This window comes from Euzebyella marina, from assembly GCF_003687485.1.
GTDB classification, from domain to species: Bacteria; Bacteroidota; Bacteroidia; order Flavobacteriales; family Flavobacteriaceae; genus Euzebyella; species Euzebyella marina.
This window is the reverse complement of record NZ_CP032050.1, coordinates 51,681-77,552: the sequence shown is the minus strand read 5'-3', so window position 1 is coordinate 77,552 and position 25,872 is coordinate 51,681. Positions and strand designations below refer to the sequence as shown.

Here is a 25,872-nt window from a genome sequence, read left to right as displayed (position 1 = left end):
GAAATAACCTACATGGTATGATATGCCTGAATTAGAAATAATATGGTAACCCAAAGAGAAAACGGAAGTCTTTATACAAGCATAGAAGGCAAAGTAGCAACGATAGAATTTGGCCATCCGGCCGGTAATTCATTTGTGGCCGAACTTCTCGACAGATTGGTCAATGAAATCAACCAACTGTCGAAAAAGGATGCCGTTTCAGTGATCGTTTTAAAATCTGAAGGTGACCGAGCATTCTGTGGGGGCGCATCTTTTGATGAGTTGTTGGCGGTTTCAAATTTAGAGGAAGGCAAAGTATTTTTTAGTGGTTTCGCCCACGTCATCAATGCCATGCGAAAGTGTAAAAAGGTTATTGTTGGCAGGGTACAGGGTAAAACCGTTGGAGGCGGATTAGGCCTAGCCGCGGCCTGCGACTATGTTTACGCTAGCGAAGCTGCCGCTATACGCTTGTCAGAATTATCGATAGGCATAGCACCTTTGGTGATTGCACCTGCGGTAGAAAGAAAAATAGGGGTAGCGGCCCTTTCCGAATTATCATTGGCGCCAACCGAATGGAAAAATGCATACTGGGCCCAAGAAAAGGGGCTTTTCTCAAAAGTGTTCGATGATATAAAAGAAATGGACAAGGAGTTGGATTTCTTTGTGCAAAAATTATCCGCATACAATCCGGAAGCTCTTTACGAGTGGAAAAAGGTATTATGGAACCAAACCGACCACTGGGATCAATTGCTGGTAGAAAGAGCGGCAATTACCGGTAAATTGGTACTTTCAGAATTTACAAAAGAGGCCTTAAGCAAGTTTAAAAAATAAAGAGATGACAGAATATTTAAGTGGCAATATGATTTTCTTGATTTTGGCCGTAGTGGTCATTGTCGTTTACATTATCACTCGCATTCGAGGAAATAGAAAGTTCAAAAGGTAATAAGTTGCTCATACTATCGTTCTTCCTTAAAAATAGATGAGATGAACATTCTTAATTTCTTGAACGGAGACCTTATTTTTCCCTTACTGGCCCTTTTTGTTGTGGTCATTTATTTTTTTAACCGCGTTAGAACTCGCCGAAAGTTCAAAAGGTAGCCTAAACGGTCTTTTTCTTAATTAGGTTTAATGATTATTTAAACCAACGGCTCTTTATTATCGCTACTTTTGGTTACAACCAAACCATAATAAGATGAGAGCCATTTCTTTACTCGTAATTTCTTTCATTTTGATTTTTGGGTGTTCGCAGAAAAAGGCGCCTATCTCTCAACCTCAAAAGTGGTATAAAGGCAACTTGCACACGCATTCATATTGGAGCGATGGAGATGAGTTTCCAGAAGTAATATTAGATTGGTATAAAGACCATGATTATCAGTTTTTGGCCCTATCGGACCATAACACGATTGCCCAAGAAGAAAAATGGATTACCATTCGAAAAGATTCAATCTACCAAAGCGCATTTCTAAGTTATTTGGAAGAATATGGTGAAGAATGGGTAGAATATAAAGTCGATTCAGGGGTTACCAAAGTAAAACTAAAAACGTATGGGCAGTATAGCGAGTTTGCTCAAGTTGATGGTGAGTTCTTGGTCATTCCTTCCGAAGAGATTACCGATAGGTACGAAGACAAACATATCCATATGAATGCCACCAATATTCAAGACAAAATAGACCCTTTGGGAGGCGAGAGTGTGGCAGAGGTTATGCAAAATAATCTTGACCAAGTATTGGATCAGCGTAAACGAACAGGAGTGCCTATGATACCGCACATTAATCACCCCAATTTCTTTTACAGTATTGATTTGGAAGATATGCAGTCGTTGAATGGAGAACGATTCTTTGAGGTTTATAATGGGCACCCAATGGTTCATAACATGGGTGACTCCGTTCATATTTCGACTGAGCAAATGTGGGATTTAATCAATATCGATTATTTAGAAAACGGCAAACCTTTAATGTTCGGTTTGGCCACCGATGATTCTCATAGTTATCATCAGATCGGTAACCAATGGAGCAATGCCGGTCGAGGTTGGGTCATGGTACAATCCGATTCGTTATCGGCCTCTCACCTCATAGAAGCAATGGAATCAGGAAAGTTTTATGCGAGCACCGGAGTAGAACTGAAAACCGCTTCGGTGAATTCTAATGTGTTGACGATAGAAGTTCAGGCCGAACCTAATGTTGATTACGAAATTACCTTTATCGGTTGTGAAAAGGGTGCTTCCGAAACCGAGGTTTTGCAAACCGTAAACGGTACGACAGCTTCCTTTGAACTGAATCAAGATCTGTTGTTCGTACGTTCAAAGGTGGTATCCGCCAAAAAACAGGAGAATCCTATCGAAGAGCTTTTTTATGAAACAGCTTGGACGCAACCTGTTCGGCCCGCAATGTAGTGTTACTGCGTCTTTAACCAGCCAGTAATACTTAATCGTTCGCGGTTGGCAGGTTTTACTTCATGCTCCAGCACACGACTTTCAAAAATGACCGCCCTTCCTGGAAAGGGGTAAATGTTCAAAGGCTTTTCCCGTGCATCCTTATCTTTTAAATAGATTACCAGCTCGCCCCCATGTTCCGGTTGCCAGTCATCTTCGTTCAAATAACAAACGATTGATAGTTTTCTTCGGTCATCGTTCTGGAAAGCATCTAAATGCCTTTTGTAGAACTTTCCCTCTGGGTAGAGGGCGTAATGAAATTCTTTTCTAAAAATACCTAAATAGCACGTACGGTTGAGGTATTGAACCATATCATTGATCCTCTCGAAAAATAGCTGCTGTGGTCCGTTCGCGGTGGTTTCATCCATCCACAAAATAAAATCGCCCCTAATTCCAGTTTTTATGACCTCGTTGGTATGGTTACCGATGGCGGCTTTTTTAAATTGGTCATCGTCGTACTGCCAAAGCAAATCGTTACGCAGTAGCTCAACGGTTGATGGCGATAAAAAGTTATCGATGATGCTATAACCTTTATCAAGCACATCTTCAATGATGGTTTCGTAGGTGTGGTCGACCATCGTAACTGTTTGACCGAGAAGTTCTTTCACTCGCTTTTTTTAAAAAAATCGGGCAAATGTAATCTAAAAAACAATTGGTTTTTGAAAATATCTACCTTTGCCAAACAAATAATTGTTATGGCCAATATTAGGATTACCAAGCAGTTCAATTTTGAGACCGGACATGCCCTTTTCGGGTATGATGGCAAGTGCAGAAATGTGCACGGCCATAGCTATAAACTTTCAGTAACCGTTATCGGAAGGCCTATAACCGATACGTCACATGTTAAATTGGGTATGGTCATCGATTTTGGCGATTTGAAGAAGATAGTGAAGGAAGAAATAGTAGATAAATTTGATCACGCCACGGTTTTCAATAAGAACACCCCGCATGTAGAACTGGCACAAGAACTTACCGATAGAGGGCATAATGTAATTTTGGCCGATTACCAACCAACTAGTGAGAACATGGTGATTGATTTTGCCAAAAAAATAGGTGACAGGCTGCCTGAAAACATCAAGTTACACTCCTTAAAGTTACAAGAAACTGATACTTCGTATGCAGAGTGGTACGCAAGCGATAATTCTTAAGCCCTGACCTTGTTCTACGAATATCTATATTTGCCCAAGAATGAAAACCATTGAACTTCTGCCGGGCAAAAAAGTTTACTTTTCAAGTGATAACCACTTGGGGGCACCTACAATGGAGCACAGTCTTCCCCGAGAAAGAAAGTTTGTTGCCTGGTTAGATGAAATCAAAGACGATGCAGGAGCCATCTTTTTGATAGGTGATCTCTTTGATTTTTGGATGGAATACAAAACTGTGGTGCCCAAAGGTTTTACCCGTACTTTAGGAAAGCTGGCTGAATTGTCGGATACCGGTATTCCCATTTATTTTTTTGTGGGCAACCATGATTTATGGATGAACGGTTATTTTGAGGAAGAACTTGGCATTCCCGTTTTTCATAAGCCTCAGCAATTCAATATTAACGGAACTACCTTTTTTATCGGTCATGGCGATGGTCTTGGCCCTGACGACAAGGGTTTTAAAAGAATGAAAAAGGTATTTACCAACCCTGTTGCCCAATGGTTTTTCAGATGGCTGCACCCCGATATTGGTGTGCGGTTGGCCAAACATTTATCGGTAAGTAATAAATTGATTTCTGGTGATGACGATGCCAAATTTTTGGGTGAAGAGAAAGAGTGGTTGGTATTATACGCCAAAAGAAAACTTGAAACCCAACACTACGACCATTTTATTTTTGGGCATAGGCATCTTCCGTTAGAAATTGATTTGAACGGAAAATCGAAGTACACCAATTTGGGTGATTGGGTGAATTACTACACCTACGCAGTTTTTGATGGCCACATCTTGTCTTTAGAAAAATTTGAGGCGTAACTACGCCTCTTTTTCGTGGTCTTCAATGTCTTTTTGAAGGTCGAGTCTTCTAAAAGTAGGTGAAATGAATGCCGTGGCACCTACCGTTATCAAGGTCATACATCCACCGAATACAACTGCGGTAACTGTACCCATCAGCTTTGCGGTAAGTCCGCTTTCAAAAGCCCCTAGCTCGTTAGATGAACCTACGAACATTGAATTGACCGAAGCTACGCGACCTCTCATGTTGTCCGGAGTTTTTAACTGAAGAATAGTCTGACGAATAATCATTGACACCCCATCGACGGCACCACTAACGAACAATGCGGCCACAGAGAGCCAAAAATAGGTGGAAAGACCAAAGACGATCATACAGATTCCGAAACCGAATACAGCGAGTAATAGTTTCTTTCCTGCATTTTTATGCAATGGAAAACGGGTAGACCCCAGCATTGTAATAGCTGCCCCAATCGCGGGCGCCGCTCTTAACACTCCAAACCCTTCTGAACCTACATGCAGAATATCTTGTGCATAAACGGGCAAAAGGGCAACGGCCCCACCAAACAACACGGCAATCATATCTAAAGTCAAGGCACCGAGTATAGCCTTCGTACTAAATACGAACCGTAGACCTTCTTTTAAGCTTTGAAAAACGGGCTCTCCAATTTTAGGGTTGAGTATGGGCTTTCTTTTGATTTGCGAAAGGCTGATCAAAGCCAGCACCGAAAAACCGAAAATAAGGCACATTGACCAATGAACCCCTATCCAGCTTATGGAAAAACCTGCCAAAGCTGGGCCCAATACGGCTGCCAATTGCCAAGTAGTACTGCTCCATGTCGCCGCATTGGGGTAAATCTTTTTCGGTACTATCAATGCGATTAGCGAGAAGATGGTAGGGCCTATAAACGCCCTAACGATACCACCAAAAAATACCAAGGCGTAAATGCCATAGAGAATGACTTGTTGCGAGAGATGCAACTCAATAGAAGGCCAACTCAATATGAACAATCCTAAACTGATAATAGAGAACCCAAAAATACATTTGATTAGAAGGTTGCGTTTTTCTTTCTGGTCGACCACGTGACCGGCGAAAAGGGCGGTTGAGACGGCCGGAATTACTTCCATAAGGCCGATGATGCCCAAAGAAAGAGGGTCTTTAGTCATCGAATAGACCTGCCACTCGATAACTATAAACTGCATCGACCATGCAAATACCATGGCAAAACGAACCAATAAAAAAATGTTGAATTCTCGAAAGCGTAAAGCGGCGTATGGATCCATAAGCGCAAATGGCGAAAGAAATAAGCAGCAAAGATATTACTAAGGAATCAAGCGACCATTAAAGTTTACCTAAAAATTGAATGAAAGCTAAAATTGCGAAAACCGACTATTAGGTCGGTTTTGATGCATTTTGAATAGCTACTTTTTAGGAGTTTCATCGATGAACGGTGCTTTCTTAAAAATGAAGTGAAGAAATAATTGACTTCTCGCACTTCAGAATACGAAGGACCGACCGATTAGTTGGTTTTTAAAAGTTGTGATTTACTTCAAGGGAATAATATTCTGCTCTTTCAGTGTTTTTATAGACTGTAGAATTTCATCAGTAGCCCTAGTCATGCTGCTTGCCGATATGGTGGCTCCGGCTATGGCATCTATATTTTTACCATAAGTCAATTCATCGTTCGGAGTAAGACCAATAAACTGTTTTAACCACCGTTGACTTCCTATTTGTCTGCCATAGTTTTCCCGATAGATCAATACCTTAGATTTCTTAATACTCAAGTCGGTATTGAACATTAAAATATATTCAAATTCTTTCTTCATGCTTGCGGCGGTGCCTACATAGGCATAACCCAAAACTCCATTTGAGTTGACTATCTCGTAGAAATGCTCGCCTGAAAATTCGGCTTTAGTGGCTTGATTCATTTCTTCGGGTATGATAATAGGCTCCAAAGAAAAGTCTTCAACCCCATATGTTGTTACAATAGCATTATCAATCTTTTCCTGCAGCTTAGATGATTGTTGTGGCATAGTGAAAGATGCCATAAAGAGGCCAAGAAAGATGGCTACGCAGTAACCCTTTCTATTTCCCTTTGACATTGCTCTTATTTTCATCGGCTATAAAGGCATCGATTAATGCGGCAATTGATTTTTTATTGGCATTTTCTTTTTCGAGGCCGTAGAACTTCATGAACATGGGTTGGCCATCAACACTCTTCTTAAGAGTTAGACTTCCGTCTCGATCATAGGTCTTGTCCCATACGTTACGGGCTTTTGACCAAAATTTTTCATTTTTGGTCCACCATTCGTTGGCAGTCGCACACGCCTTATCATCTGTTTTGGTGTAGATGTTAAAGCCTTTTTCTTGGGCCAATAGCACATCTTCTTCCCCATCGGTTCTAACGATTTTATCGTTGTCTTGCTCATGAACCCAACCAAATTCGGTTATTTCTTGCCGGTTACCTCTGCGCATCACATTATAATCGTCACGTTTACTATATTCCCTTCTAGGCAAGGGTGAATCGCTAGTGTTTTCCCAATAATGCTTGCCATCGACATGTACCCATGTAGAAGATCCGCTATATCTAGGGCTATCATCGACTTGGTAGACTTTTTGGGTCCATTGCCCTTTAACTTCCTCTTTTGGCAGTTCGGTAAATACCCAATTGTTGTCTTTGTCGTAGTGAAAGACCTTTTGGTTTTCATAAATCCAATCTTGCCTCCAATGTTTGATAACCATGGTATCATGAACTACCAAAATGTGTTGAATTGAAAGTTTGTTGGGTTCATCTTCAATCAAGAGTGCCAGTTCCCTACCATAGGCGGTATAATCGTGATGTTTTTCATAATCAATTTCAGGGGCAAAGGTTTCGGTGTATTTGAAGGTGATGTCATAGCAGCCGCACATGGCTTTAATTGCTTGAATATCTTTTTCTTTCTGGCCTTTTTGGGCATTTGTATTACTAACGCAGACGAGAAGTAGCGCCAATACGCTTAAGGTTGTTTTCATAGTGTTGGATGTTAGATGCTCTGGCGTAAAATTATTAAATTAATTTAGATTGATTAAAAATAACTGATATATTTGCTCAAATTAATTCTATTCAGATTTGTTCTAAATAATGTTGAGGATATCACTTTTAGTTTTTCTCTTATTTCCCCTGCTGATTTTGGCTCAGGAAAATGGTACGTCTGCCGACACCACCCGAATTACGGAGTTGGATGAAGTGGTTCTTACAGGAGAAAGCAAGGTTTTGTCCGTTAGCAAAAAATTGTTCCGAGTCGAAACCATTACTAATAAAGACATCAAGCAATTGGCGGGAAATAATTTGGCCGATGTTCTCAATCAGAATTTGAACATTACCGTTATGCCCAACCCGTCTACCGGTAGAAGTACCATTAGCATGTTTGGGCTTGATGGGCAATATGTAAAGATATTAATGGATGGTATTCCGATTGCCAGTGATAACGGAATGGGTAACAATATCGATATCACACAAATAAACCTTGAAGAAGTCGAACGTATCGAAATTGTGGAAGGAGCCGTAGGCGTACTTTACGGAGACAATGCCTTGGCAGGTGTTATAAACATAGTTTCAAAGAATGGACTTGATGGCAATAAGTGGACTATCAGCACCTCTTTACAAGAAGAAACTTTAGGAAACGAGTATGCGTGGACCAATGAAGGCAGGCATATACAAAACCTCAAAATAAGCCATCAACTATTTGATGCTACCCAAATAGCGGCGGGCTTTTCTCGTAATGATTTTGCCGGCTTTTTCAATGAATACAAAGGCCGTGATTATGTAAATATTCAAGATGGTACCGTAGTCAATGACGGTTTAAGAGGCCTGGAATGGAATCCTAAAGAACAGATAACGGCTTTCTTTGATGCACGACAAAAAGTCGGCAAACACACCTTCTATTTCAAATCTCAGTATTACAACGAAGAGCTAGACATTTATAATCATTTGGTAAATGGGAGGCTTAATGGAAATGGCGAACCCAACCCTACTGCAAACGACCAGTTGTTCACCACTCATCGTTGGGTCAATAACCTAAATGTGGCAGGTGATTTTCTTGGGTCTACTACCTACAACCTATCCCTATCATATCAAAACCAGAAAAGGTATGTTGAAGAATACACTTATAATATTTTGCAAAGGGGAATAGAGGCCTTCAACTTAGATCAGCTCAATCAATCCAGTAAAATTTACTATTCAAAGGCGACTGTCAACAACATTTTTTCCAAATCGGAGCGATTTAATTTGCTCACCGGATACGAGCTCATTTTTCAAAAAGGGTTTGATGCCACAGCCTCCGGAAATTACTCGACAAATACTTCTGAAAATACGTTGGAGAATTATGACCTTTTCGCCCACTTAGACGTGAATTTGTCCGAAAGACTGTCAATTTATCCTGGTATGAGATTAACGAACAACTCGCAGTTCGGTAATCAATTTATATGGTCTTTTTCTTCCAATTACGATTTCGAAAACGACTTAAAGCTCAAAGCCATCTTCGGTTCTGCCTTTCGGGCGCCTAGTTTTGAAGAGTTTTTTTTCTATTTCGTCGATAGTAATCACAATGTTCAGGGCAATAGAGATTTACAGCCAGAAGATGGTATTTCTGTATTTCTAAATGCCGACAAAAAATGGTCGCTAGCTAATGATGAGGGTGTTTTCTCTTCTGCCTTCAGAGGTTTTCACTATAATTTAAAAGACAAGATTACGCTAGTAGGCGATGATTCGGGAGACACACCTCTTTTTACGTATCAAAATGTTGAAAAACAGAAGATTTTAGGGGTTACCTTGAGCAATCGACTACAATTAAAAAGATGGAATATTGGTCTTGGCTCCACTTATCTTGGTGAATCTACAACCTTGAACGATTCAGATAGCGAAGATAACTCTGAGTATGTATGGAGTTTTGCCCTAAATTCTAATTTAAGCCATACCATTCCGAAATGGGGCACCACTTTTTCCGCCATATTAAAATATACGGGTAGAAGACAGACCATAGTCAATGACGGCAGCGGTGAAGACACCTTAGATCGTACAGATTCTTTTACTTGGCTAGATACTACCGCCCTGATCGAGCTTACACCGCAGTTAGACCTCACTTTCGGGGTGCGTAATGTGTTGGATGTTGTGACCGTTAATGCCGGTAACGTATCCTCAGGGGTGCACGGTTCTTCCGGTACGGGTACCCAACTCTTTGGGAACGGCCGTTCCTATTTTCTAAAACTATCATACCTATTAACCTTTAATTAAATTTTGAAAATGAAAAAATCCTTTCTTTATGTAGTTTGTGCTAGCCTTATGATGTTTGCATCATGTAGCAGCGATGATGGCGGTGGGTCTTTAATTGACTTTTCCGCTTCCTTCGATAGCGAGACAGCAAGTCTTTCGGAGGATGAGAATAGCAAGACCATTGCCATTGACTTTTCACGGGCTGCTACCGAAGCGGGCACAATTACGATCAGTCTAACGGGTGACAATGCCGAATACGGCACCGATTTTACCACTACGCCTGAGGCTAGTTCGGGTAGTTTGTCAGTTCCCGTAGCGGTAGGCGAGACTAGCGTTTCATTTGAATTGAACAAGCTAACCGACCCCGTTGAAGGTACCACAGCTTCGGTTTCGTTCACTTTATCCGTTGTGAGCAATACGGATTGGACTGTTAGCAGCCCCTCGACAACTTTGGTCAGTTTTACACCTACGGCGGCAGCTGGCGGAACAATCGAACCCGAATCAGGAGGACCCAATCAACCCAATGCCGTATTTATTGATTTGAGTTCTCAACAACAGGTTTCGTCTAGGCGTGATGCTTGGGAAATTGCTGTTTATAATGGAACAGAGAACCGTGTCTTATTAAACCCAACCCTTTTGGTCTCCGCCGCTGAGTTGCAAGGGGTAACCGACTTAAATGCGGTGAGTTCGACTACCGATTTGAGCGAGCCGATGAATTTATATACGTTGAACGTTACCACTTTTCAACCTGAAGAAGTACAAGTGACTAATGTAGCAGAGCTTTTGGTTGGTCTACCTGTGGGTTATTCGCAATATGGAAATCTTTCAGAAGGAATAAAATTTACTGATGATAAGGAAGGTTCTTTGGAAGGAACTGCGTTCGGAACTATTTCAACAACTGCCGAAGAAAATAATGTCTTCATCGTGGGTCTAGGTGCGGAAATTCCCGATACGACCCCAGATGCCGGGGCCATTGCAACAACTGGTGAGCATCGAGGATTTATGAAAGTACGCATCCTGACTGACGGCGATAATTATACCATTCAGTATGCTGAGCTGGATGCGACTACCTTTGAGGAAGTAACCATTGCCAAAGATGCATCTAAAATTCAAACGGCCTTTAGTTTGACTTCTGGGCAAACCATAGACATAGAGCCGGCCAAAGAGGCGTGGGATATTCAAGTGCCTTCCGTATATAGTTACTACGGGCCTTTCGGCGGATTTGCCGGTGCAGGACTCACCTATTCTGATTTTGTGACGCATAATTCCTTGGGTGGTGTCGGAGTTTATCAAGTACTGACGTATGAAGTAGATGGAGAAGGTGTGCGTACCGATTTCAATGTACCTTCGTATGCAGATTTTACGATGGCAGACGCTGACGACAGTGCCTTTATTTATGACGATAGGGCCGTCATCGGCAGTGATTGGCGAGTTTCCGGTTTTGGGGGTACTCCTTCGGTAAAAGATGATAGGTACTACATCATTAAAGATGCCAGTGGAAACCTCTATAAATTTAGGTTTACCGCAGTATTGAGCGCTAGCGGTGAGAGAGGGTATCCTCAGTTTATTTACGAAAAATTATAAGATTCGTTTCAAATCTTTTTTCATTGGTGAAAGGCCCAGGTGTAATGCTTGGGCTTTTTAATTGGTGTTACTTAACATCCCTGAGCTTTAGTTGAAGGCTCACGTTACCCTGCCATTCATTTTCATCAAGGGAGAAAACGGCACTAAAAGGTTGTTGATTGGTGATGAGGTTCAATTTATTCCCCAAATTAAAACCTATACCTCCTATGGGTATTGAGCCATTTTGGCTAACAGTCACTTTTAGGTGGTCTCCATTTTCGCCAACACCCCTGCCATAACCGGTATCGCGAAGATTTTCGGCCATAAATACGGGAGTCATATTCTCAGGACCAAAAGGGGCAAATTGTTTGAGAATCCGCATCAATTTCGGGGTAACCTGATTTAATTCAATTTGGGCATCCACAGAAATTTCAGGAGTCAATAGTTTAGGGTCGATGGTTTGGGAAACCACTTGCTCGAATTGTGTTTTAAAGTTTTCGAACTGTTCTTCCAATAAAGTAAGTCCGGCCGCATATTTATGTCCACCAAATTGCTCAATGCAATCAGCGCAGTCTTGCAGGGCATTATATACATCAAAGCCCTTTACCGATCGGGCAGAAGCAGCCAGTTTATCACCACTTTTAGTAAATACCAAGGTGGGTCGATAGTAGGTTTCAGTTAAACGGGAAGCCACAATACCGATAACCCCTTTGTGCCAAGAATCTTTATAGACCACCGAAGTGAACTTTTTCTCTTCTTGGTTGTCCAGTATTTGTTGCAGTGCTTCTTCGGTAATTTCTTGGTCTAGCCCACGTCGGTCGGCATTGAACTTTTCAATTTGCGAGGCGAAAGTTAAGGCACGGTCCAAATTCGTTTCCTTTAGAAGATTGACCGCATGTTGACCATGCTCCATTCGACCGGCCGCGTTAATGCGCGGGGCAATGATAAAGACTACATCGGTGATGGTAAGCACCGATTTCTTCATTTGATCGATGATGGCCTTAAAACCTATGCGCGGGTCTGAATTGATTACTTGCAGACCATAATAAGCTAAAACCCGATTTTCGCCCGTTATGGGCACGATGTCGGCACCAATGGCGGTAGCAACCAAATCTAGATAGGGTATTAAATCTTCGATGGTCTCACCTCTTCTCGAAGACAGGGCCTGTACTAATTTAAATCCAACCCCACAGCCGCACAGTTCATCGTAGGGGTAATCACAATCTTCTCTTTTAGGATCCAAAATGGCTACAGCGGGCGGTAGTTCACTGCCTGGGCGGTGGTGATCGCAAATGATAAAATCAATGTCCTTTTTTTTGGCGTACCGAACCTTATCGATGGCCTTAACCCCACAATCGAGTGCTATGATAAGCGAAAAACAGTTATCGTGTGCAAAATCGATACCTTGAAAAGACACGCCATACCCTTCGGTATATCTATCGGGAATATAGGTAGCTATATTGGGATAAAAGCTCTGTAAGTAAGAGGATACCAGCGCTACCGACGTTGTTCCATCGACATCATAATCACCAAAAACCAGAATGTTTTCATGGTCTTCAATTGCCCTTTCTATTCTGTTGACGGCGATATTCATATCCTTCATCAAAAAAGGATCGTGCAAATCGCTGAGTTGTGGTCGAAAGAACTTTTTAGCCTCCTCAAAAGTTGAGATACCTCGTTGCAATAAAAGCTGGGCAATCAGGTCATCGACATTCAATGACTTGGCCAAGGCATCTATCTGCCGTTGTTCGGGTCTAGGCTTTATCGTCCAGCGCATAAAGGGTAAAATACAGGTTTAGTTGTTAATCTAGCAACGGCCATTTAAAGGTGATGAAAAATAGTCTTGATCTCCATTTTGGCAAATTGGCGGAACATTTCCATAACGCCACAATATTTTTCCACTGAAAGATCAACGGCCCGCTGTAATTTTTTCTCCTGAAGATTGCTTCCATGAAAATGGTATTCCACGGTGACCGCATCATAAAATTTCGGATGTTCATCAGTAAGATTGGCTATCGTTTCAATGTGAAAATCATCGACCTCCAATTTCATTTTTTTAATGAGGGCCGCTACATCAAGACCGGAACAGCCCGCTAGACCCGAAAGCATCAGCGCCTTTGGTCTATAACCCTTGCCTTCCCCGCCATCATCGGGGCTCGCATCTATATTCAAGTTCAGACCTGACGGATTCGTGCTTTCGAAGGCCATTTTACCTAACCATTTGGTCGTAATATGATTTGTGCTGGGCATAATTTTTTTGTTATTTGTTAGAATACAAAAGTAACTTAAAGTAGATTAAATATGGCCTTAGTAACCCCGCTTAACCCTAACCATGATCCAGAGACCCAACGATTGTCAGAGTTTTTCAATGAAACCTTGGGTTTTTGCCCTAATTCTGTCCTTACCATGCAACACAGGCCTGCTATTTCAAAGGCCTTTATCAACCTTAATAAGGCGGTTATGACAAATGAGGGCAGTGTAACCTCAGCCTTGAAACGAATGATTGCTTGGGTAAGTAGCAATGCCGCGGGTTGCCGTTATTGTCAGGCACACGCCATTAGGGCCGCCGAACGCTACGGGGCCGAACAAGAACAATTGAATCATATTTGGGAATATAGAACCCACCCTGCCTTTTCGGAAGCTGAAAGGGCTGCGTTGGACTTTTCTCTAGCTGCTTCGCAAGTGCCCAATACGGTGAACAAAGAAATTAAAGACCGACTTTATCAATATTGGAACGAGGGTGAAATTGTGGAAATGTTGGGCGTCATCTCCCTTTTTGGATATCTCAACCGTTGGAACGACTCTATGGGAACGACCATCGAAGAAGGGGCCGTAGAAAGCGGCAAACAATTTTTAGGTAAACATGGCTGGGAAAAGGGCAAGCATGATGGAAGTGTTTATTAAATTTAGGTTGGGTATTTTTAGTTCACTACTAATGCCGTCAATGGGAAAATATGCTGTGCCCAAAGAGAGAAACGTTGGGGCATATTCATAATATCTCCGTTCATTTTTTGCATTGCTAAAAACGAATCAAAATGCGTTAGGCTGATTTATGCTATTTTCCTAAACATCTTAAAACCTGCTATCTCAAATAATATTTGCAACCAGTTCTCTCAACTCCGGCAGTACATCGCTTTCAAACCAAGGGTTTTTAGCCATCCAAAACCGGTTGACAGGCGACGGGTGCGGTAACGGAAAAAATTTGGGCAAGAATTCTTGATAATTGGCCACGTTCTCGGTTAGGTTACCTCTCGAAAAGTTCTTTAAATAGCGGTCTTGGGCGTATTTGCCAATCACCAGAGTTAGTTTTACATTCTCTAAATTATTCCAGAATAGTTCATGCCATAAAGGGGCACATTCTTTTCTGGGCGGCAAATCTCCATTTTTTCCTTTACCCGGATAGCAGAAACCCATAGGTAGAATGGCAAAATTATTTGGATGATAGAATTGATCATCGGAAACGCCCAGCCACTCACGTAGTTTTCTTCCGCTCGGGTCGTCCCATGCTTTGTTGTGCGAGTGGGCCTTTCTGCCCGGTGCTTGGCTCACCAATACTATTTTAGAGGAAGTACTACCCGCTACTATGGGTCTAGGGCCCAATGGCAAATGCTCGCTGCAAACCGTACAATTGCGAATTTCAGTAAGCACTTTTTGCATGAAAATTTATTTTTTTCTTAAGGGAAATCTGTCGAAATGCAGTCCGCCGAAACTGGTCTGCATAAAATTCCTGATATTTTGATGTCCGTTGCCCCTAGGGTCGTTTAAAACATCATCAAAATAAAAACTACCAAAACAGGCCAATGTTTCCTCTTTGCTCAATTCTTGGTCTTGGGCAAAAGCCAAGAGCTTGCACGAGCCTGAGTTTTCGCCCGTTTTGTTAATGAGCTGTCCGTTTTTGAACGAGGTAGGTTCAAAATAGTACAGTGCCTCTATAACGGCCATGGTATCACTAAACTCTATAGCTTGGGGTGTGTTTCTTAGCTTCTTTAAAAATTCGGTAAGCATATTTTATTTTTTTCCTTCTACGATAATAACTATTTCTCCCTTAGGCGGCTTTTCGGTGTAGTATTCAATGATTTCGGTGAGGCTACCGCGAACGGTTTCTTCATAAAGTTTGGTCAATTCCCTCGAAACCGAGGCACTGCGGTCGGCACCAAAATACTCTGTAAAATGACCCAATGTTTTCAATAGTTTATAGGGCGATTCATAAAAGATCATGGTTCTAGTCTCTTCGGCCAATAGGTTTAATCGAGTTTGGCGCCCTTTTTTTGGCGGAAGAAACCCCTCGAATACAAATTTGTCGTTCGGTAGGCCACTATTGACCAATGCAGGAACAAAGGCAGTGGCACCAGGTAAACATTCCACATCTATATTTTTTTCAACGCACGCACGGGTCAACAAAAAACCAGGGTCGGAAATAGCGGGTGTACCGGCATCTGAAATAAGCGCCAAGGTTTCGCCGCTTTCCATACGCTGAACCAAATGGTCAACGGTCTTATGTTCATTATGCATATGGTGGCTTTGCATCGGGGCGGTAATCTCAAAATGTTGCAATAACTTGCCACTGGTACGGGTGTCTTCTGCCAAGATAAGGTCTACCTCCTTTAAAACCCGAACGGCCCTAAAAGTCATATCCTCTAAATTACCTATCGGCGTGGGCACTATGTAAAGCTTTCCCATGTTTTTTGTTTTTGGCAATATTAAAAAAAGACCGGCATCCTTCAAGAAGAATACCGGTCTAATAAAAGCTTTTTGAAAATATCTAGTTGAATCTTCTGTCGATTAATTGCATAAATCGCTCTACATACTCTTCTTTACCTACCCAACCGCTATAATCTGGCTTTACCATATTTTCGATAAACGAAATGGAGCGTTCTTGGCTATCTATCGTATTCAATTGCGATAGCACGCGATTATAATCTTCAGTACTACCATCAAACAAATGTTTCACAAAAGCAAGTCGATTGTTAAGGTCTACTTTGATTTCTTTGGTGTTGAAACGGTCGTTCACCGATTTCGATACCGTATCATTTTTTACCGTTGCCTCTTTTTGAGGCATAAATAACTCTTTGTCGTTCTTCATGTAGTTTGGTGTGGCCAAGAATTCGGCCAAAACTTCATCGACAGGCTTTTCATCATTCGGCATTTCTTGCACAATGTCTTTAATGGTGTCTATGCCGGGTATAATGATATCCTCTTCGTGGGGGTTGCTTTCGGGCACCGAAGAATTCGCATTAAGAACGGCATTTGCCATCGATTCGAATTTTGCGGCAATTACATTCTTCGAAACGTCAATTTCTATATCGTGAAGCTTTTCCTCAATAAATTTTAACACCGCCAATTTCTCGTAAAGTTCCTTTGAGGCCCTGTAGAGGTCATCAAGGTTGTTCATATCGCGAGAAGTAATGATATCGGTAGATAGTTTGCGTAGTTCTTCCTTTAATTTTCTCTTCATCGGTGAATTTTTTAGACCCTAGATTACGACCTTTTTATTGACAAAGTTGGTAATTTTAGGGTTTCAAAGCATTGTACCTATTTTTCGACCTAAATTTGTCTTTACCAACTTTCTTCAATAGTGAAGGTATAAATAGGAACGAAAAAGCATGTATTTTCGTCTAAAATTACAAAATGTTTCTCGAAAACACTGTTAATCATAAAGAACAATTTGGTTGGATAGAAGTCATCTGCGGCTCAATGTTCTCGGGCAAGACCGAAGAATTGATCCGTCGTTTGAAGCGTGCCCAATTCGCCAAACAAAAGGTAGAGATCTTTAAGCCGATGATCGATATAAGGTACGATGAAGAAATGGTGGTGTCTCACGATGCGAATGAAATACCGTCGACCCCCGTTCCAGCGGCCGCTAACATTCGAATTTTAGGTGATACTTGTGATGTAGTGGGTATCGATGAGGCACAATTCTTTGATGATGAGATAGTAACTGTTTGTAATGATTTGGCAAATAGGGGAGTTCGAGTTGTGGTAGCGGGATTGGATATGGATTTTAAAGGAAACCCGTTCGGCCCTATGCCCGCGCTTATGGCCACGGCAGAATATGTCACCAAGGTACACGCTATTTGTACGCGTACAGGCAATTTGGCCAATTACAGTTACCGAAAGTCAAGTAATGACAGCTTGGTTTTATTGGGTGAAACCGAAGAATATGAGCCCTTGAGCCGAGCCGCTTTTTATAAAGCGATGCTAAAGGAAAAAGTAAAGAATATGAATGTTGAAGGCGAAGAGCTGAAAGCAAAGACTAAAAATACAGATGCCAAAGGCTAAGGAAACAGTTTTAGAAATTGATCTGGGGGCTTTAGCGCACAATTACCAATACCTTCGTTCAAGGCTAGCTGCGAATACAATGTTTATGGGTGTGGTTAAAGCCTTCGCTTATGGTAGCGATTCGGTTGCCATAGCCTTAAAATTACAGCAGTTGGGCTTTGAATATTTGGCCGTGGCCTATGCGAAAGAAGGGGTGGCACTTCGAAAAGCCGGCATAACACTGCCTATTTTGGTATTGCATCCGTTGCCCATCAGTTTCAAAAAGATGATCAAGCATCGATTGGAACCGAATATTTATTCGTTTAAAATATTAAGGGAGTTTATTGCGGAGGCTGAGAAGAGCGAAGTAATAGACTTTCCCGTACACATCAAGTTCAATACCGGTTTGAACCGCTTAGGCTTTTTAGAGGAAGATGTACGGCAAATCGCTGAAATGGCTATGGGCCAGAATTCGATACAGGTAGCTTCGGTATTTTCACATTTGGCGGCATCAGAAGATCTGAACGAAAGAGATTTTACCAAAAGACAGTTGGCTACTTTTGATAGAATTGCGAATGCAATGAGAGCTTCATTGCCGAATAAACCTTTTAGGCATACTTTAAATACTTCTGGTATTATCAATTATGCCCATGAGGCCCAATATGAATTAGTGCGTAGCGGCATTGGTCTTTACGGGTATGGTAACGAGGCTTTGATTGATAAAGAGTTGAGACCCGTAGCTACATTGAAGACCATCATTTCACAGATACACCATATCAAAGAAGGAGATACTATTGGTTATAACAGAAAGTTTACGGCTGAAAAACCAATTGTTACGGCCACTTTGCCAATTGGCCATGCCGATGGTATCGGAAGACCTTACGGAAATAGAAAGGGTTTTGTTTGGATCAATGGGCAAAAAGCGCCAATTATCGGCAATGTTTGTATGGATATGATTATGGTAGAGGTAACAGAAATAGATTGTCAAGAAGGTGACGAGGTGATCCTTTTTGGCAAACAGGCAAGTGCAGAAACGTTGGCCAAGGGTGCGGGCACAATTTCTTACGAAATTCTCACGGGTATTTCACAGCGTGTCAAGCGGCAGATTGTCGATAAATAAATCTTCTTTAACATTTTCTTGACAAGTGTATTTTTTAGTACATTGCAGTAACTATAAATAATTATCAACTAATAAAAACACTTGAACCATGTTAAAAGAGTTTAGAGATTTTATCATGACTGGCAACGTTATCGATTTGGCCGTTGCCGTAATTTTGGCCGGTGCCGTAGGCTTGGTCGTTAACGGATTCGTAAACGATATCATGATGCCTATTGTTGGGTATTTTGCCGGAGGAATGGATTTTGCCGATATGAAGGTAATACTTTCAGAGGCTGTTGTGGCCGCAGATGGTACGGTCGAAAAACCAGAGAGTGCCATAAGGTATGGTGCTTGGGTGAACTCCATTATCAATTTGATTACCGTTGGGTTGGTATTGTTCATCATCGTTAAATCGTACAACAAGGTTCGTACTCCTGAGCCAGTAGCTGAGCCAGCTCCAAAAGGCCCTACTGCTGAAGAGCTACTTGCCGAGATACGTGATGAATTGAAGAAGAAAAATTAATAGTATTAACTGGGTCTAATCAAGGCTCGGTAACCGCTACACTCAGTTTCACATAAGCCGTCAGCAGATAGTCATTTGCTGGCGGTTCTTTTTTGGAATAATGTTATTTTTGAAACAAATTGTTATATTTTTATATAGAGCCTAGATATTGCTTGTCAACTATCTGTGGTTATAGTAAATTTGCGGCACAAAATTTATAAAGATGAAAGTAGCCGTTGTTGGCGCCACCGGAATGGTAGGCGAGGTAATGTTAAAAGTGCTTGCCGAACGTCAGTTTCCTATTTCAGAATTGCTTTTGGTAGCTTCTGAGAGGTCGGTTGGCAAAAAGATGGAATATAATGGTAAGGAGTATGCTATTATAGGATTGGCCGATGCGGTCGCTCAAAAACCTGATATTGCGATTTTCTCGGCAGGTGGCGATACTTCGCTTGAATGGGCCCCGAAATTTGCAGAGGTTGGTACTACAGTTGTTGACAACTCTTCCGCTTGGCGAATGGACCCTACCAAAAAGTTAGTGGTACCGGAAATAAATGCAGATGTACTTACAAAAGAAGATAAAATCATAGCTAACCCTAACTGCTCTACTATTCAGCTAGTGATGGCATTGGCCCCGCTTCACAAAAAGTACAAAATGAAGCGAGTGTTGGTTTCAACATACCAATCGGTATCAGGAACTGGTGTAAAGGCCGTCAAACAATTGGAGAACGAAATAGCAGGCGTTGAAGGCGAAATGGCATACCCATATCCTATCAGCAGAAATGCACTTCCGCACTGCGATGTTTTCTTGGAAAACGGCTACACGAAAGAAGAAATGAAATTGGCCCGTGAGCCGCAAAAAATATTGGACGATAGAACTTTTTCAGTAAGTGCTACGGCTGTTCGTATTCCTACAGCAGGTGGTCACTCTGAGTCGGTCAATGTAGAGTTTGAGAATGATTTCGATTTAAGTGATGTTAGAAAATTACTGCATGAGACCCCAGGGGTAGTGGTTCAAGATAATCCCGACACAAACACTTATCCGATGCCAATTTATGCGCATGATAAAGATGATGTTTTCGTGGGTCGCATCAGAAGAGATGAGACTCAAAGAAATACATTGAATATGTGGATTGTGGCCGACAACCTCAGAAAAGGTGCAGCTACTAACGCGGTTCAGATAGCTGAGTATTTGGTTAAAAACCAATTGGTATAGTATCTGGTTTCCACCTAAAATAAAGTTAAAACCTGCACAGTCAATTCATTGTGCAGGTTTTTTTATGCTATTTTTGGCCGTTTTCTTAACTATACTGCATGTTTAAGTACTTCTCAATTTTCTCAATTGGTCTATTCATTTTCTCATGTAGTGAGCCTTCTAATAAAAAAGCAATTTCCGTGACTTATCCGACCACCAAACAAGTTGATTCAGTAGATACCTATTTTGGCCACGAAGTGAAAGATCCTTATCGCTGGTTGGAAGATGACCGAAGTGAGGAAACGGGAGAATGGGTAAAGACCCAGAATAAGTCCACCTTTGGTTATTTAAATCAAATCCCTTTTAGGGAGGATTTGAAAAACCGATTGGAGAAGTTATGGAATTACGAGAAAATCGGGGCTCCTTTTAAAGAGGGCGACTATACCTACTTCTACAAAAACGATGGACTTCAGAATCAATATGTGGTTTACAGAAGCAAGGGTGAAGAAAATCCTGAGGTGTTTTTAGACCCTAATACGTTTTCTGAAGACGGTACCACCTCACTGGCCGGCCTGAGTTTTACCAAAGACGGTTCTTTGGCCGCCTATCTCATATCGGAAGGGGGCAGCGATTGGCGAAAGGCAATTGTCATCGATGCGGTTTCAAAAGAGATAGTCGAAGATACCTTGGTAGACATTAAGTTTAGTGGATTGTCTTGGAAAGGAAATGAAGGATTTTACTATTCTAGCTACGATAAACCAAAAGGTAGCGAGCTATCGGCAAAAACCGACCAGCATAAGGTCTACTTTCATAAATTAGGAACTTCTCAAAAGGAAGACCGATTGGTATTTGGGGGTAAGCTTGAAGAGAAACACCGTTATATTGGGGCTTCCGTTACTGAAGACCAACAATATCTGTTACTTTCAGCCGCCACTTCTACCTCCGGCAATAAGTTATTTATAAAAGATCTCACAAAGCTTAACACCCCATTGAACGTTATTGTAGATGATACTGATTCCGACAATTATGTGATCGACAATGTGGGTTCTAAACTATATATTGTTACCAATAGAAATGCCCCGAACAAGAAGATAGTTACCGTAGAGGCATCAGAACCTTCAACGGATAATTGGGTCGATTTTATACCCGAAACCGAAAACGTGCTATCACCGAGCACCGGGGGCGGCTATTTCTTTACGGAGTATATGGTCGATGCCATCAGTAAGGTGTTGCAATACGACTACGATGGTAATTTGATTCGAGAGGTAGAATTGCCTGGGGTAGGTAGCGCTTCTGGTTTTGGAGGAAAGAAAGAAGATAAAGAATTCTACTTTTCATTTACCAATTACATCGTTCCGGGTTCTTCGTATAAGTACAATGTAGAAACGGGTGATTACAAACCGTATTGGAAACCTGAAATAGATTTTGACCCTGAAGCTTATGAGAGCAAGCAGGTTTTTTATAGCTCAAAGGATGGAACAAAAGTTCCTATGATCATCACCCATAAAAAAGGCATTGAGCTGAATGGCAAAAACCCGACCATTCTTTATGGTTATGGCGGTTTCAACATTAGCTTGACGCCTTCTTTTAGTATAGTTAACGCCATTTGGCTTGAACAGGGCGGAATTTATGCGGTACCCAATTTAAGGGGAGGTGGCGAGTATGGTAAAAAATGGCATGTGGCCGGTACGAAATTGCAGAAGCAAAATGTTTTTGACGACTTTATAGCTGCTGCTGAGTACCTGATAGACAATAACTACACATCTTCCGATTATTTGGCGATAAGGGGCGGAAGCAATGGCGGACTTCTAGTTGGGGCCACCATGACCCAGAGACCTGACCTAATGAAAGTAGCCCTACCTGCAGTGGGGGTTTTAGATATGCTGCGATATCATACGTTCACAGCTGGGGCCGGCTGGGCTTACGACTATGGCACCTCAGAAGATGACGAAGAGATGTTTTCATATTTAAAGGGATATTCGCCTTTGCATAACATTGAAAAAGGTGTCTCTTATCCGGCTACATTGGTTACCACGGGTGACCATGACGATCGTGTGGTGCCTGCCCATAGCTTTAAATTTGCGGCAGAGCTGCAAGCGAAACAAGCGGGCAACAACCCTACGTTGATTAGAATTGAGACCAACGCCGGCCATGGGGCCGGTACCCCCGTTAGCAAGACCATAGAACAGTATGCCGATATTTTCGGTTTTACGCTGTATAATATGGGCTTTGAAAAACTACCGAATATGGCGGTAAGTAAGGAGTTCAAAGATTAACTGATTACGACCTTTTTATTCAATATAACGCCGTATCCTGCGTTTTTTAATAAGAGGTTATCAATTTCCTCCCCCAACAAAAAGTATATGCTACAAGTAGATCATGTATCGTTCGCTTATGAAGACGGTCAGCCTGTTCTTGAGAATATCAATCTTAGAATAGCGATAGGCGAGCACATTTCAATCATTGGGGAAAGCGGGTGCGGTAAAAGCACCTTGCTTAAAATCTTGTACGGTCTGCTTGATATTGAAGTGGGTGAAGTTTATTGGAACGATACCCAAGTACTGGGTCCTGCTTATAATTTAGTGCCCGGTCAGGTATTTATGAAATATTTGGCGCAAGACCTCGACTTGATGCCGTTTACGACGGTTCGGGAAAATGTAGGGGAATACCTTTCGGTATTTGACTCTGAAAAGATGGAAGAGCGAATTGATGAACTGCTTGAGCTTGTTGAAATGAGCAAGTTTGGCGACACCAAAGTTCGTTACCTCAGCGGTGGTCAGCAACAGCGTGTAGCTTTGGCAAGGGTCTTGGCGCAAGAACCACAAGTTCTTTTGTTGGATGAACCTTTCAGCCATATCGACAATTTTAGAAAAAACGGCCTTCGAAGAAATCTTTTTGGGTATTTAAAAAGACAAAAAATTACGGTGGTCACTGCTACCCATGATCCGATGGATATGCTTCCGTATGCTGATAGGGTGGTTGTACTTAAAGATAGGTTCATTATTGCCAAAGACACCCCGAAAAACCTCTACGAAAGGCCCCAAGACCTTTACATTGCTTCCTTGTTCGGCGAGGCTAACCGAATTCCTATCAACATATTAAAATCGTATGCCGACACTAAAAGGCGCATTATTGTTTATGCCCACGAATTTAAGGTTTCCGAAAAATCGGGATTAGAAGTGGTCGTTAAAGGTTCTTACTACATGGGAGGTTATTACATGATCGGCGGAATCTATGAAGAGCACGATGTGTATTTTCATCATCACAAACCTTTAGAAGTAGGCAAAGCGGTATTCCTGAACATTTCAATTGAAACCATCAATCAAAGAATGGCGACCCCCACTAATGTGGAATAGTAACTCCTTCGCCACAATACTTCTTTTAAGTCAATCATATACCTTTTACAGCGCTTGAAAATCTATCAAGCAGTCTAATTTCAAGGTTCTTAAGTTGGGCTTCTGTCCATACATTTAGTTAACTCAATTGAACCTAGAACTGTAAAATATGGCAAAGAAAAAATCTGATCCGGCAAAAACCGATAAAATCAAGCAACTTGAAAACTATTCGGTCGATTATACCGACAAACCCTTGACCACCAGACAGGGGTTAAAGGTGAACGATACCAATAACTCCTTAAAAGCGGGCGTGAGGGGCGCAACGCTTTTAGAAGATTTTCTCCTGAGGGAAAAGATACATAGCTTCGACCACGAAAGAATACCTGAAAGAATCGTACATGCTAGGGGCAGTGCGGCCCACGGTTATTTTGAACTTATCGAAAGTATTGAACAATATTCAAAAGCGGGCATATTCACAGATACTACGCGAAAGACCCCGGTTTTTGTACGATTTTCGACTGTTGCGGGCTCGAAGGGTTCTACCGATTTGGCAAGGGATGTTAGAGGGTTCGCTGTTAAATTTTATACCAAGGAAGGAACTTGGGACCTTGTGGGAAACAATATGCCCATCTTCTTCATTCAAGATGCCATGAAATTTCCTGACCTGATTCATTCCGTGAAACCAGAGCCGAACAATGAAATTCCTCAGGCAGCATCGGCTCATGATACATTTTACGATTTCGTTTCCAAAACTACCGAAACGTTGCATAACCATATATGGGTCATGAGCGATAGAGGTATACCTCGTAGCTATCGTATGATGGAAGGTTTTGGCATCCATACTTTTCGACTAGTGAACAAAGATGGAGAGGCTCATTTCGTAAAATTTCATTGGAAGCCTAAATTGGGGGTACACTCCGTCACTTGGGATGAGGCCGTAAAGATATCAGGGGCCGATAGCGACTTTCACAGAAGAGATCTTTGGGATGCCATTGAATCAGGTAATTATCCCGAATGGGAATTGGGCGTGCAGGTAGTGCCTGAGAAAGATGAGCATAAATATGATTTTGACCTTCTTGACCCTACAAAATTGATTCCTGAAGAGATGGTGCCGGTCAAAATAATCGGTAGAATGGTACTGAACCGCAATCCAGAAAACTTTTTTGCTGAGACCGAACAAGTAGCCTTCTTACCGGGAAATATTGTTCCGGGTATCGATTTTACCAATGATCCCCTTTTGCAGGGTAGGTTGTTCTCCTATCGCGATACGCAACTATCGCGCTTAGGCAGCCCCAATTTCCACCAAATACCCATCAACAGGCCGGTAGCTGATGTTTACGTCAATCAAAGAGACGGTCATATGCAAATGGATGTTCCTAAGGGACAGACCGCGTATTTCCCCAATGCGCTAAGCAATGGGTGCCCGTATCTTAGCAAAGTTGCAGAAGGAGGTTTTGATTCGTATCAAGAACGAATCGATGCCAAAAAAATTAGGGCCCGTAGTGAAAGTTTTAGTGATCATTTCTCACAACCCGCTTTATTTTATCGCAGTCTGGCAAAGTGGGAAAAAGAACATGTGATATCAGCATATTCATTTGAGCTGGGCAAGTGTAATAATGAGCCCATCAAAGAACGTATGTTATATATAATCGCGCAAATAGATACCGACTTGGCCAAGAAGGTCGCAGAAAACCTGGGTGTGAAAGTGCCAAAAAGTGTAGAAAAGCCCTTAAATCAGGCTATTGGTGCTGATGCCGTTGTGGAGGACCATCAACCTGGGAAAAAGAAAATCTACCTAGAGGAATCGCCCGTTCTTAGTCAAGCTAATACAAAGTTTGAAAGTATTGTCACTAGGCAGGTGGCCTTTTTGGTGGCGGACGGTTTTCACATGAAAGATTTTGAAACAATGCAGAAAGCCTTGGAAAAAGAAAAGGCGGTAGTAAAGCTTGTGGCACCACACGGCGGAAGCATTAAATGCGATGAAGATATGAACCACAAAGTCGATGCGGCCATTATGACGACCGAGAGTGTTCTCTTTGATGCTGTGTATGTGCCCGGTGGGGAAAAGTCACTAAAGAGAATAATGGGCGAACCTAAATTTTTAAAATTCTTGAACGAAGCTTTTTCACACTGCAAGGCTATAGCTTTTGGTAAAGAAGCCGAAGATTTACTGGAGGCGACCGCTTTTAAAAACCATACCGATGATGAGGCTTTGTTGATGAACAAAAAGCCAAAGGATTTCATTTCGGCCATTGCCAAGCATAGAAACTGGAATAGAATGGAAGTTGCCCAAAAAATACCAGTCTAAATACGGGAAGTAGTGAATGGC

At 41.8% G+C, this 25,872-nt stretch carries 24 protein-coding genes; 14 read left to right on the top strand and 10 right to left on the bottom strand.

The features are described 5' to 3' along the window. The first annotated feature begins 42 nt into the window (after positions 1 to 42). Together D1013_RS00375 and D1013_RS00370 are read left to right on the top strand one after the other, a co-directional pair. Positions 43 to 810: an enoyl-CoA hydratase/isomerase family protein gene (locus D1013_RS00375; RefSeq protein ID WP_121846998.1), complete on the top strand. Its 768-nt coding sequence runs from the start codon at positions 43 to 45 to the stop codon at positions 808 to 810. A gap of 361 nt (positions 811 to 1,171) precedes the next feature. Then, entirely contained in the window at positions 1,172 to 2,371 is a 1,200-nt protein-coding gene (locus D1013_RS00370) for a CehA/McbA family metallohydrolase domain-containing protein (protein WP_121846997.1), read from the top strand. Between the two features lie 2 nt (positions 2,372 to 2,373). Here D1013_RS00370 and D1013_RS00365 read toward each other — a convergent pair whose 3' ends face one another. Continuing rightward, positions 2,374 to 3,018, bottom strand: coding sequence for a 2OG-Fe(II) oxygenase (locus tag D1013_RS00365; protein WP_380084763.1), 645 nt, complete (start codon positions 3,016 to 3,018; stop codon positions 2,374 to 2,376). Between the two features lie 87 nt (positions 3,019 to 3,105). On the opposite strand from D1013_RS00365, the gene D1013_RS00360 reads away from it, so the two are divergent. Both D1013_RS00360 and D1013_RS00355 read left to right on the top strand, forming a co-directional pair. Beyond that, complete coding sequence (locus tag D1013_RS00360; protein ID WP_121850535.1) at positions 3,106 to 3,558, top strand: 6-pyruvoyl trahydropterin synthase family protein; 453 nt, start codon at positions 3,106 to 3,108, stop codon at positions 3,556 to 3,558. Positions 3,559 to 3,598: 40 nt separating this feature from the next. Further along, entirely contained in the window at positions 3,599 to 4,366 is a 768-nt protein-coding gene (locus D1013_RS00355; protein WP_121846996.1) for a UDP-2,3-diacylglucosamine diphosphatase, read from the top strand. On the opposite strand, the gene D1013_RS00350 is transcribed toward D1013_RS00355, so the two are convergent. From D1013_RS00350 to D1013_RS00340, 3 genes are all read right to left on the bottom strand, one after another. Then, positions 4,367 to 5,626, bottom strand: a complete 1,260-nt coding sequence (locus D1013_RS00350) for an MFS transporter (protein WP_121846995.1) — start codon at positions 5,624 to 5,626, stop codon at positions 4,367 to 4,369. It abuts the gene before it with no gap. 261 nt (positions 5,627 to 5,887) lie between these two features. After that, the gene (locus D1013_RS00345) at positions 5,888 to 6,445 is read right to left on the bottom strand and encodes an FMN-binding protein (protein ID WP_162987765.1); all 558 of its coding nucleotides are present in this window, start codon (positions 6,443 to 6,445) and stop codon (positions 5,888 to 5,890) included. Beyond that, entirely contained in the window at positions 6,429 to 7,355 is a 927-nt protein-coding gene (locus D1013_RS00340; RefSeq protein WP_121846993.1) for a DUF6607 family protein, read from the bottom strand. Before D1013_RS00340 ends, D1013_RS00345 begins: the two co-directional genes overlap by 17 nt. A gap of 109 nt (positions 7,356 to 7,464) precedes the next feature. On the opposite strand from D1013_RS00340, the gene D1013_RS00335 reads away from it, so the two are divergent. Both D1013_RS00335 and D1013_RS00330 read left to right on the top strand, forming a co-directional pair. Then, a complete protein-coding gene (locus D1013_RS00335; RefSeq protein ID WP_121846992.1) occupies positions 7,465 to 9,615 on the top strand; it encodes a TonB-dependent receptor plug domain-containing protein in 2,151 nt (716 codons plus the stop codon). 9 nt (positions 9,616 to 9,624) lie between these two features. Continuing rightward, positions 9,625 to 11,178, top strand: a complete 1,554-nt coding sequence (locus D1013_RS00330) for an HmuY family protein (protein ID WP_121846991.1) — start codon at positions 9,625 to 9,627, stop codon at positions 11,176 to 11,178. 67 nt (positions 11,179 to 11,245) lie between these two features. Here the strand turns inward: D1013_RS00330 and recJ are convergent, their stop codons facing one another. Beyond that, entirely contained in the window at positions 11,246 to 12,934 is a 1,689-nt protein-coding gene (recJ, locus tag D1013_RS00325) for a single-stranded-DNA-specific exonuclease RecJ (RefSeq protein ID WP_121846990.1), read from the bottom strand. Between the two features lie 44 nt (positions 12,935 to 12,978). Continuing rightward, positions 12,979 to 13,407 (bottom strand): OsmC family protein, encoded by a 429-nt coding sequence (locus D1013_RS00320; RefSeq protein ID WP_121846989.1) that lies wholly within the window; start codon positions 13,405 to 13,407, stop codon positions 12,979 to 12,981. A gap of 51 nt (positions 13,408 to 13,458) precedes the next feature. On the opposite strand from D1013_RS00320, the gene D1013_RS00315 reads away from it, so the two are divergent. Then, positions 13,459 to 14,061 (top strand): carboxymuconolactone decarboxylase family protein, encoded by a 603-nt coding sequence (locus tag D1013_RS00315; protein WP_121846988.1) that lies wholly within the window; start codon positions 13,459 to 13,461, stop codon positions 14,059 to 14,061. Positions 14,062 to 14,244: 183 nt separating this feature from the next. Here the strand turns inward: D1013_RS00315 and D1013_RS00310 are convergent, their stop codons facing one another. From D1013_RS00310 to D1013_RS00295, 4 genes are all read right to left on the bottom strand, one after another. After that, entirely contained in the window at positions 14,245 to 14,814 is a 570-nt protein-coding gene (locus D1013_RS00310) for a uracil-DNA glycosylase family protein (RefSeq protein ID WP_121846987.1), read from the bottom strand. A gap of 6 nt (positions 14,815 to 14,820) precedes the next feature. After that, positions 14,821 to 15,162: a HopJ type III effector protein gene (locus D1013_RS00305; RefSeq protein WP_121846986.1), complete on the bottom strand. Its 342-nt coding sequence runs from the start codon at positions 15,160 to 15,162 to the stop codon at positions 14,821 to 14,823. 3 nt (positions 15,163 to 15,165) lie between these two features. Next, positions 15,166 to 15,837, bottom strand: a complete 672-nt coding sequence (rsmI, locus tag D1013_RS00300) for a 16S rRNA (cytidine(1402)-2'-O)-methyltransferase (RefSeq protein WP_121850534.1) — start codon at positions 15,835 to 15,837, stop codon at positions 15,166 to 15,168. 82 nt (positions 15,838 to 15,919) lie between these two features. Next, the gene (locus D1013_RS00295; protein ID WP_121846985.1) at positions 15,920 to 16,612 is read right to left on the bottom strand and encodes a DUF8457 domain-containing protein; all 693 of its coding nucleotides are present in this window, start codon (positions 16,610 to 16,612) and stop codon (positions 15,920 to 15,922) included. Positions 16,613 to 16,785: 173 nt separating this feature from the next. Here D1013_RS00295 and D1013_RS00290 point away from each other — a divergent pair, with 173 nt between their 5' ends. The 7 genes from D1013_RS00290 to D1013_RS00260 all read left to right on the top strand — a co-directional run bounded on the left by D1013_RS00290 (position 16,786) and on the right by D1013_RS00260 (position 25,851). Next, positions 16,786 to 17,436, top strand: coding sequence for a thymidine kinase (locus D1013_RS00290; protein WP_121846984.1), 651 nt, complete (start codon positions 16,786 to 16,788; stop codon positions 17,434 to 17,436). Then, on the top strand, positions 17,423 to 18,535 hold the full coding sequence (gene alr / locus D1013_RS00285) for an alanine racemase (protein ID WP_121846983.1): 1,113 nt from the start codon (positions 17,423 to 17,425) through the stop codon (positions 18,533 to 18,535). Before D1013_RS00290 ends, alr begins: the two co-directional genes overlap by 14 nt. A gap of 88 nt (positions 18,536 to 18,623) precedes the next feature. Next, positions 18,624 to 19,037 carry a large conductance mechanosensitive channel protein MscL gene (mscL, locus tag D1013_RS00280; protein WP_121846982.1) on the top strand — a complete coding sequence of 138 codons (414 nt, stop codon included), beginning with the start codon at positions 18,624 to 18,626 and terminating at the stop codon, positions 19,035 to 19,037. 202 nt (positions 19,038 to 19,239) lie between these two features. Continuing rightward, complete coding sequence (locus D1013_RS00275; protein ID WP_121846981.1) at positions 19,240 to 20,229, top strand: aspartate-semialdehyde dehydrogenase; 990 nt, start codon at positions 19,240 to 19,242, stop codon at positions 20,227 to 20,229. Between the two features lie 98 nt (positions 20,230 to 20,327). After that, entirely contained in the window at positions 20,328 to 22,484 is a 2,157-nt protein-coding gene (locus D1013_RS00270) for a prolyl oligopeptidase family serine peptidase (protein ID WP_121846980.1), read from the top strand. An 87-nt stretch (positions 22,485 to 22,571) separates the two neighbouring features. After that, entirely contained in the window at positions 22,572 to 23,564 is a 993-nt protein-coding gene (locus D1013_RS00265) for an ABC transporter ATP-binding protein (protein WP_121846979.1), read from the top strand. 148 nt (positions 23,565 to 23,712) lie between these two features. Further along, on the top strand, positions 23,713 to 25,851 hold the full coding sequence (locus tag D1013_RS00260; protein WP_121846978.1) for a catalase: 2,139 nt from the start codon (positions 23,713 to 23,715) through the stop codon (positions 25,849 to 25,851). The last annotated feature ends 21 nt before the right edge of the window (positions 25,852 to 25,872 follow it).

Excerpts from the sequence above, each read along its gene's own strand:
- D1013_RS00345 (WP_162987765.1), bottom strand. The coding sequence starts at position 6,445 with ATGTCAAAGGGAAATAGAAAGGGTTACTGCGTAGCCATCTTTCTTGGC.
- D1013_RS00350 (WP_121846995.1), bottom strand. The coding sequence starts at position 5,626 with ATGGATCCATACGCCGCTTTACGCTTTCGAGAATTCAACATTTTTTTA.
- D1013_RS00335 (WP_121846992.1), top strand. The coding sequence starts at position 7,465 with ATGTTGAGGATATCACTTTTAGTTTTTCTCTTATTTCCCCTGCTGATT.
- D1013_RS00315 (WP_121846988.1), top strand. The coding sequence starts at position 13,459 with ATGGCCTTAGTAACCCCGCTTAACCCTAACCATGATCCAGAGACCCAA.
- D1013_RS00295 (WP_121846985.1), bottom strand. The coding sequence starts at position 16,612 with ATGAAGAGAAAATTAAAGGAAGAACTACGCAAACTATCTACCGATATC.
- recJ (WP_121846990.1), bottom strand. The coding sequence starts at position 12,934 with ATGCGCTGGACGATAAAGCCTAGACCCGAACAACGGCAGATAGATGCC.
- D1013_RS00260 (WP_121846978.1), top strand. The coding sequence starts at position 23,713 with ATGGCAAAGAAAAAATCTGATCCGGCAAAAACCGATAAAATCAAGCAA.
- D1013_RS00320 (WP_121846989.1), bottom strand. The coding sequence starts at position 13,407 with ATGCCCAGCACAAATCATATTACGACCAAATGGTTAGGTAAAATGGCC.
- D1013_RS00375 (WP_121846998.1), top strand. The coding sequence starts at position 43 with ATGGTAACCCAAAGAGAAAACGGAAGTCTTTATACAAGCATAGAAGGC.
- D1013_RS00370 (WP_121846997.1), top strand. The coding sequence starts at position 1,172 with ATGAGAGCCATTTCTTTACTCGTAATTTCTTTCATTTTGATTTTTGGG.
- D1013_RS00340 (WP_121846993.1), bottom strand. The coding sequence starts at position 7,355 with ATGAAAACAACCTTAAGCGTATTGGCGCTACTTCTCGTCTGCGTTAGT.
- D1013_RS00360 (WP_121850535.1), top strand. The coding sequence starts at position 3,106 with ATGGCCAATATTAGGATTACCAAGCAGTTCAATTTTGAGACCGGACAT.
- D1013_RS00290 (WP_121846984.1), top strand. The coding sequence starts at position 16,786 with ATGTTTCTCGAAAACACTGTTAATCATAAAGAACAATTTGGTTGGATA.
- D1013_RS00270 (WP_121846980.1), top strand. The coding sequence starts at position 20,328 with ATGTTTAAGTACTTCTCAATTTTCTCAATTGGTCTATTCATTTTCTCA.
- D1013_RS00310 (WP_121846987.1), bottom strand. The coding sequence starts at position 14,814 with ATGCAAAAAGTGCTTACTGAAATTCGCAATTGTACGGTTTGCAGCGAG.
- D1013_RS00305 (WP_121846986.1), bottom strand. The coding sequence starts at position 15,162 with ATGCTTACCGAATTTTTAAAGAAGCTAAGAAACACACCCCAAGCTATA.
- D1013_RS00265 (WP_121846979.1), top strand. The coding sequence starts at position 22,572 with ATGCTACAAGTAGATCATGTATCGTTCGCTTATGAAGACGGTCAGCCT.
- D1013_RS00355 (WP_121846996.1), top strand. The coding sequence starts at position 3,599 with ATGAAAACCATTGAACTTCTGCCGGGCAAAAAAGTTTACTTTTCAAGT.
- D1013_RS00330 (WP_121846991.1), top strand. The coding sequence starts at position 9,625 with ATGAAAAAATCCTTTCTTTATGTAGTTTGTGCTAGCCTTATGATGTTT.
- mscL (WP_121846982.1), top strand. The coding sequence starts at position 18,624 with ATGTTAAAAGAGTTTAGAGATTTTATCATGACTGGCAACGTTATCGAT.
- alr (WP_121846983.1), top strand. The coding sequence starts at position 17,423 with ATGCCAAAGGCTAAGGAAACAGTTTTAGAAATTGATCTGGGGGCTTTA.
- D1013_RS00275 (WP_121846981.1), top strand. The coding sequence starts at position 19,240 with ATGAAAGTAGCCGTTGTTGGCGCCACCGGAATGGTAGGCGAGGTAATG.
- rsmI (WP_121850534.1), bottom strand. The coding sequence starts at position 15,837 with ATGGGAAAGCTTTACATAGTGCCCACGCCGATAGGTAATTTAGAGGAT.